Raw genomic sequence first — 7,297 nt, 5'->3', positions numbered from 1 at the left:
CATTGGTTCAATGTTGCTCCCGCACCCTTATGCGCTTGTTGCATTGAGGGTTATTTGGTGCGGTGCACCAGCAGCGGGATGAACCGCTCCCCCGCGGTGAGCGATCCGTGCTGTCCCACCATGTCAAAGGCCATCGGCGCGACGCGTCGACCGTCATAGAAAGCGATAGCTTCCGCTGCCAGGATCATCAGATCTCCCAGCCGTGCCGCGTGTTCTTCCGTGATGTCGCCGAAGTAGCCACGTTCAATGGCCTCCTCGCGCGTCATCACCCAGGCTTTGGTGCCGTAGGCCTGCTGCCAGGCCTCGCGTACGCGTAACCGGCCGGCTGCGTCGGTCTGCGTGGCGAAGGTCAATTGGACCCCGCGAGGTTCGCCACTGGTCAGCTCGACGCCCTCAACAAGCTCCGCCTGCTGGCTGTAGTCGATGCGCTGGGATGCAGGAATATCCACCATGCCATGATCACCGGTGATCAGCACCGTGGTTTCTTCCGGCAACTTGGACACCAGGTTTTTAATAACGTAGTCCAGCTCTTCGAGGGTGTCTCGCCACTGGCTGGAGTCAACTCCAAATTTGTGGCCGGCCTTGTCCAATTCATTAAAGTACGTGTAGACCAGCGAATTGCGGTTCGACTCGAAGATGGTCCGGGTTGCCCGCGCGCGTGCCGCAGGCTGGTTCGCCGGAACGAACTTGGGGCCGCGCAATGACGCGCGAGTCAAGGCCGACTTGGCAAACATCGGAATAGACACGGTAGCCACGTGAATGCCGTGCTCGGCGACTTTCTGGAAAACAGTCGGGCGGGTCTGCCACGCTTCGGGGTCCAAGTCCCCTGGCCAGCCACCCAGCTGGTTAACCACACGGCGCTTGGCCGGATCGATAACGTCATAGCCAACCATGCCATGCTCGCCAGGAGCCAGGCCCGTGGACAGGCTGCTCAAGGAAGTCGCGGTGGTGGAGGGGAACCCTGTTCCCAGTTTCTGGCCCTTTTCAAAGAGGCCGCGCAGGAAGGGTGCATGCCCGAGATGGCTTTTGAGCTGGTTCCAGCCCAGTCCGTCAACCATAATCAGTGCCACACGTTTTGTTGGGGCAAAGCCCAAAGCATTCTCGTAGCCCGGTACGCCCATTGCGGCTGCTGCCGACGGAAGAATCTCCGACAGCGTAGCTTGGCCGTATTTAGGTGCGTCCGGGATTTTCTGTGCCGGGACAGGCAGGTTGCTGCGCTTCTGTTCCTCGATCATGCTCAGGCGATCGTGGCCAGGCGCAGGCGGACAGCAAATTCTCGGGCCTTGTTCACGGCCTGCTGGCCGTCGGCCTCGGCGCTGACGCGGATGACCAAATCCTCAGGCTGCGAGGTGCCGTTCAGCCCATGGTCGGCATCGCACTGCGGATCGCCGCAGGCAGCAGGGGCCAGATCAATCCGCTTGGTTCCGTCCCAGGACAGCCCAAAGGTCAATTCCTTGACTGGGTCAGCGGCCGAGTAATGCTGCGGCTGGTGGTAGACGTAACTGGTGGCAACCGATTCGATGCGGGCCAGGGAAATCATTTCGACAGAGACCTGCGCCATGACGTCCTTACCGTGGTCATCAAGCTGCTGATCATCGACGTGCACGATGAAAAGCACCTTTTCACTCATCACCATAACGGTGATGTGGCGGTGCACTTCGGTATGGTCGAAGTGAGTTTCCAGATGCACATAGTGGTCAAGCACTGGTTGGCTCATCATGGCTTCAGCCAGTACATCCTGGACCATCTGCGGATAAAAACCCGCACGGACCAAATCATGCTGAAGCTCAGCGCCAGGAGTGGTCGAATACGTTGGAGAACTCATGCCCCAATTCTACTCAGTCGCCACAGGCAATTCACGTTTCGGCGATTGCACTCAATTACGCAAGGCTCGACGGACGCTATCGGTGCGTTGCTCAGCGTTGCTGATTTGAATGTTCACCGCCAGCACGCTCAACGAATCGGTGGCAACTGTGATCGGCGCGAATTTAGCAACGGTCACTTCAGGATGGTTGTCCTTGAAGAGCGAGACACGGGTGATGAAGTCCTTCAAGGCATCAAGATCCACGGCAGGCAATCCCTGATAGCCAAAGAGCCGCACGCTGCTGCGCGGGCGGCGGATGAGCTGTTCCAGGTCATGGGTGGAGAACGGGGCCACGCCGTGGGCCCAGTCATCGAGCAGATTTACCGGATCGCCGCTGAGCCCGAAGGAAATGACAGGGCCAAGCAACGGGTCCTCCACGGCCTTGACCACGCAAGCCTGCCCAGCTGGAGCCATGCTCTGCACTTCCAGGGAGTCCACACCGTAAACAGCCATCAGCGACTTCATATGCGTGAAATTCGCTTCCAGGCTCTTTTTGTCCGGGATGCTCAGACGCACGCCGCCCAAGTCCAGTCGTTGCCGCAGATCAGGGTCGTTGGCCTTCAGCGCTACAGGCCAGCCAAATTCTTCGGACGCCGCGACGGCTTCTTCTGCGGTGTGCACCACCCGATGGGACAAGAACTTAATCCCGTAGAAGTCCAGCAGCTTTTCTACCTGCGCGTCGTTCAGTTCCAGCAGGTTCGTCCCTGAGATGGTCTGCACCAATTCATCCAAGTACTCCGCAGCGCCGTCGACGTCGATTCCATCTGGGTCGCGCATCGGCTCGTAGGGAACGTCGATCCACTGCTGGTATCCATAGGCCTTGGCCAAGGCGCCGATGACGGTGGTTGGCGAGGTGTATACCGGAATCCCCTGCTTCAGCCCGCCGGTAATTTTCGTATCCGCCAGGCCTGGAACCAATGCCACCACGGGTTTTGGCTGGCCAATGAACTCCTTAGCGACCTTCAGAACCGCGCTGGTATCCAGCTCGGAGTATGGCAGGTGCGCCAACAAGATGCCGTGAACCTGCGGGTCTTCGACCAGTTCCTTGATCCGGGCGCGCAGCACCGGAAGGGCCTTGGACTGGCCCATGCTGTAGTCCAGCTCTTCGCCCTGCACGGCGGTGTTCAGGTTCCTGTCCTCAGCGACGTCGCACACCACCTCTGCGATGGTCGCGGAGTTGGACAGGATCGCAACGTTCGGGCCCTTGGGCGGCGGGAAGACCGAAAGCAGGGCCGCGACATCCAGGAGCTCTTCGGATGAACGCACGCGAATCACGCCAGACTGGCGAAGAATTGCGTTCATTGCACCTGGTGGTGCTTGCCCTACGCGCACCGAGTGGCCCGGTGGAAGTCGACGGCCAATCACATCGGATTTAGCCACGATCACCGGTTTGCTGCGGGCCAGGCGCCGAGCGATGCGTGCAAACTTGCGTGGGTTGCCAAAGGATTCCAGGTACAACGCAACTACATGGGTACGCGGGTCGTCCTCAAAGAACTGCATCGCGTCGTTACCGGAAACATCAGCACGCAGGCCGGCGGAAATGGCGCTGCTGGGGCCAACACCCTGCAGCAAGGCAACACCCTGGATGATTGTGCCCATGGCTGCCGATTGGGTGAAGAATCCGACGTTTCCGGATGGCGGAATATGTTGGCTTCCGGTGGCGAACAACTTCACCAGCGGGTCGGTATTCATCAGACCGGCAGATCCCGGCCCGACCACACGCATGCCGTTGGCACGAGCCAGTGACACAAGTTCGCGCTGGGCACTCAACCCTTCTGGAGTTTCGTAGCCGGTGGTCATGATGACCAGGGATTTGACCCCGTGGGAGGCGCAGTCCTCGATGGCTTCCTTGACCCCTTCACGCGGAATGCATAGGAAGGCGACATCCACCGGTCCGGGGATTTCGGTGATCTTCCCGTAGGCGACCATGCCGCCAACTTCCAAGGCCGCATCGTTCACCGCATAGACCGCACCGGTGTATCCGGATTCGACAATCTGTTCCAGCACGTCGTGCCCCAGTTTGCCCCAGGTGCGGCTGGCACCGATGACGGCAACGGACTTAGGCGCCAGCAGAGCGGCAACACTGCTTGCCTCGGCGCGATGTTCACGCGCCTCGGTCACTTCGCGGGATTTCTCGGTAGGACTAATTGAAAATTCGAGCATGACCACGCCATCTTCAAAGTGGCGGGCGACGGCGTACCCGGCATCGGAAAAGACGGTGAGCATCTTGCGGTTTTCTGGAAGTACCTCGGCTGAGAACTTCTCAATGTCGTTTTCACGGGCTGCCGCAGCCAGGTGCTCCAAGAGGATCGAGCCGATACCGGTGCCTTGGTATTCGTCCGAGACGTTGAAGGCGACTTCCGCCTCGCGCGGGTCATCCAAGCGGTCGTAGCGGCCAACCCCGATGATCCTTGCGCCACGAACCACGGTGAAGGCGACGCGATTCACATGGTCGACATTGGTGAACCGTTCGAGCTCTTTAGGGGTCAGTGACGACTTATACGTAAAATAGCGTAGGTAGACTGACGTCTCAGACTGCTGCTTGTGCATCTCCTGGAGTGCCTGAGCATCCTGCGGAGTAATTGGCCGCAGGTGTGCAGTTGTCCCGTCGCGAAGCACAACATCTGCTTCCCAATGCGCCGGATATGCCGCCGAAAGTTTACGATCCACCATAGGCTTAGGATAGTCGGCAGTTTGGCGTTGCGCCCAGATGCAACACGAAGATTCGGCAGTTCCGGCCCTAAGACAGTAAATGAAGGACGAACAGAGTAATGGCTCGTAAGAAGTCTGAAGAGATTCCAGCGGATTTCGTTGAAAATATCGTCGATATAGACGTCACCAATGAAATGGAATCATCCTTCTTGGAGTACGCCTACTCGGTTATCTACTCCCGCGCGCTTCCCGATGCCCGCGACGGCCTGAAGCCAGTGCAGCGCCGCATCCTCTTCCAGATGGCGCAGATGGGCTTGCGCCCAGAAAAGGGCCACGTCAAGTCCGCCCGTGTGGTCGGCGAGGTGATGGGCAAGCTGCACCCGCATGGCGACACCGCGATCTACGACGCCATGGTCCGCCTGGCCCAGGACTTCTCCCTTCGGCTACCGCTGATCGATGGCCACGGAAACTTCGGTTCGCTCGATGACGGCCCGGCAGCCCCGCGTTACACCGAGGCCCGTCTGGCAGCATCCGCTGTTGCCATGACCGCGAACCTGGATGAAGACGTCGTGAACTTCGTCCCGAACTACGACAACCAGTTCATGCAGCCAGAAGTGCTGCCAGCTGCGTTCCCCAACCTGCTGGTCAATGGCACCACCGGCATTGCCGTGGGCATGGCCACCAACATGGCTCCCCACAATTTGGGCGAAGTTGTAGCCGCTGCGCAGCACCTGCTGAAGGAACCTGACGCCACCGTCGAAGAACTCATGAAGTTCATTCCGGGCCCGGATCTGCCCTCGGGTGGCAGCATTACCGGTTTGGACGGCATCAAGGATGCCTACCGCACCGGTCGCGGCTTGTTCCGCACCCGAGCTACCGTGGCCCTGGAAAAGATCTCGGCACGCAAGTCGGGCCTGGTAGTCACCGAGCTGCCTTATGGCGTGGGCCCGGAAAAGGTCATCGAGAAGATCAAGGATGGCGTCAACAGCAAGAAGATCTCCGGCATCTCCGATGTAGTTGACCTGACCGACCGGCATCACGGCCTGAAGCTGGTTATCGAGCTGAAGAACGGTTTCAACCCGAACGCTGTTCTGGCCAGCCTGTACAAGTACACCCCGATGGAAGACTCCTTCGGCATCAACAACGTTGCCCTGGTCGACGGCCAGCCACGCACCATGGGGCTGCGCGAGCTGCTCACCGTGTACGTGGACCACCGCCTGGATGTCGTACGTCGTCGCACCGCGCATCGCCTTGCCAAGCGCGAAGACCGTTTGCACCTGGTTGAGGGCCTGCTGATTGCCATTGTTGATATTGACGATGTCATTGCCATTATCCGTTCCTCTGAACAGACCGCTGAAGCACGCGAACGCTTGATGACGGTCTTTGACCTGAGCGAGCCGCAGGCCAGCCACATCCTGGAACTGCGCCTGCGCCAGTTGACCAAGTACTCCAAACTGGAGTTGGAGACCGAAGCCGAGCAGCTGCGCAACGAAATCGAGGAACTGCGCGCCATCTTGGAATCCGATGAGCGGTTGCGCACCCTGGTTTCCGATGAACTCGGTGAGATGGCCGACACCTTCGGCACCCCGCGCCGGACCAAGCTGCTGAAGTCTGCTCAGCTGGCGCCGCTGAAGGGCACCGCGTTGCCTGAAGAAGTCGGGACCGGCAAGAAGGCCAAGTTGGCCATGGAAGTCTCCGACAGCCCTTGCTGGGTATTGCTCTCGGCCACTGGCCAGATCGCCCGGACTCCTGATCGAGAGGTCTTGGATTACTCCGCGGCGCGCATCAAGCACGACGTGCTCACCTCGCAGGTTGCCTCCAGCGCCCGCGGTGAGATCGGTGCGCTAACGAGTACCGGCCGCATTATTCGCATCTCGCTGATTGATGTCCCGGTGCTTCCCGAATCCCATGGCTTCCCGCAGCTGGCCCATGGCGTGCCGATCTCTGAGTTCCTCAAGCTGGGCAAGGGCGAAAGCGCGGTGGCCCTGGTTCCGCTGAACCAGGTCATTGCCGTTGGCACGCAGAACGGCGTAGTCAAGCGCGTCACCCCGGACTACCCGCTGAACCGCGACGAGTTCGAGGCGATTACGCTCAAGGACAAGGACGTGGTGATTGCCGCGGCGCCGGCCGAGGATGCGGACGAGCTGGTCTTCATGACCAAGCAGGCTCAGCTGTTGCGTTTCAGCGCTTCGGCAGTGCGTGCCCAGGGCCGCACCGGACAAGGCATGGCCGGAATCAAGCTCGCAGCCGATGACCAGGCCATCTTCTTCGGGGTGGTTCCTGCCGGTGCCGGCGACACAGTGGTAGCCACGATCGCTGCCGGTTCGCAGACCCTTCCCGGCACGTCGGGCCAGTCGGTGAAGCTCACCGACTTCTCAGAGTTCCCGGCCAAGGGCCGTGCCACCGCGGGCGTGCGCGCGCACCGTTTCGTCAAGGGCGAGGACCACCTGCAACTAGGCTATGCCGGCCAGGGCCCAGCGCGTGCCAGCTCCACGGCAGGTGTGGTGCGTGCCTTGCCTACCGAATATGGCAAGCGCGATGGTTCGGGGGCTCCATTGGCCCAGTCCGTGAACATCATTGGCGGAACCATTGCCGGCGGAAACGATGATCCTGCAGCACCTGTTGCCCAGGACCTCCAGGCAACCGCGCAGCAGGAAGCATTGATTCCCGAGCCCACCAAGGCAAAAGCTGTCCCCGCCATCACTCCGGGCGAAGATGCGCTGCCTTTCGATGACGGCGGAGTAATCCTCTAGTCCAGCAGCGCCAGGATTGAACGCGGCG

Annotated in this window: 4 protein-coding genes; 1 reads left to right on the top strand and 3 read right to left on the bottom strand. The window is 60.2% G+C overall.

Features of this window, described 5'->3' with window-relative positions; genetic code table 11:
- Nucleotides 1-50 precede the first annotated feature (50 nt).
- Genes ACRDT3_RS15275 through ACRDT3_RS15265 form a run of 3 tightly spaced genes read right to left on the bottom strand, consistent with a single transcriptional unit; the run spans nucleotide 51 to nucleotide 4,537 of the window.
- Nucleotides 51-1,235, bottom strand: a complete 1,185-nt coding sequence (locus tag ACRDT3_RS15275) for an alkaline phosphatase family protein (protein WP_431493788.1) — start codon at nucleotides 1,233-1,235, stop codon at nucleotides 51-53.
- A gap of 2 nt (nucleotides 1,236-1,237) precedes the next feature.
- Nucleotides 1,238-1,825, bottom strand: coding sequence for a DUF5998 family protein (locus ACRDT3_RS15270; protein ID WP_431493787.1), 588 nt, complete (start codon nucleotides 1,823-1,825; stop codon nucleotides 1,238-1,240).
- Nucleotides 1,826-1,876: 51 nt separating this feature from the next.
- On the bottom strand, nucleotides 1,877-4,537 hold the full coding sequence (locus tag ACRDT3_RS15265; RefSeq protein WP_431493786.1) for a GNAT family N-acetyltransferase: 2,661 nt from the start codon (nucleotides 4,535-4,537) through the stop codon (nucleotides 1,877-1,879).
- A 98-nt stretch (nucleotides 4,538-4,635) separates the two neighbouring features.
- Between ACRDT3_RS15265 and ACRDT3_RS15260 the strand changes: the two genes are divergently transcribed.
- Nucleotides 4,636-7,269 carry a DNA gyrase/topoisomerase IV subunit A gene (locus ACRDT3_RS15260; protein WP_431493785.1) on the top strand — a complete coding sequence of 878 codons (2,634 nt, stop codon included), beginning with the start codon at nucleotides 4,636-4,638 and terminating at the stop codon, nucleotides 7,267-7,269.
- The last annotated feature ends 28 nt before the right edge of the window (nucleotides 7,270-7,297 follow it).

The sequence above is a fragment of the Glutamicibacter sp. genome, assembly GCF_050701915.1.
Taxonomy (GTDB): Bacteria; Actinomycetota; Actinomycetes; order Actinomycetales; family Micrococcaceae; genus Glutamicibacter.
This window is presented reverse-complemented; position numbering and strand designations above follow the sequence as displayed.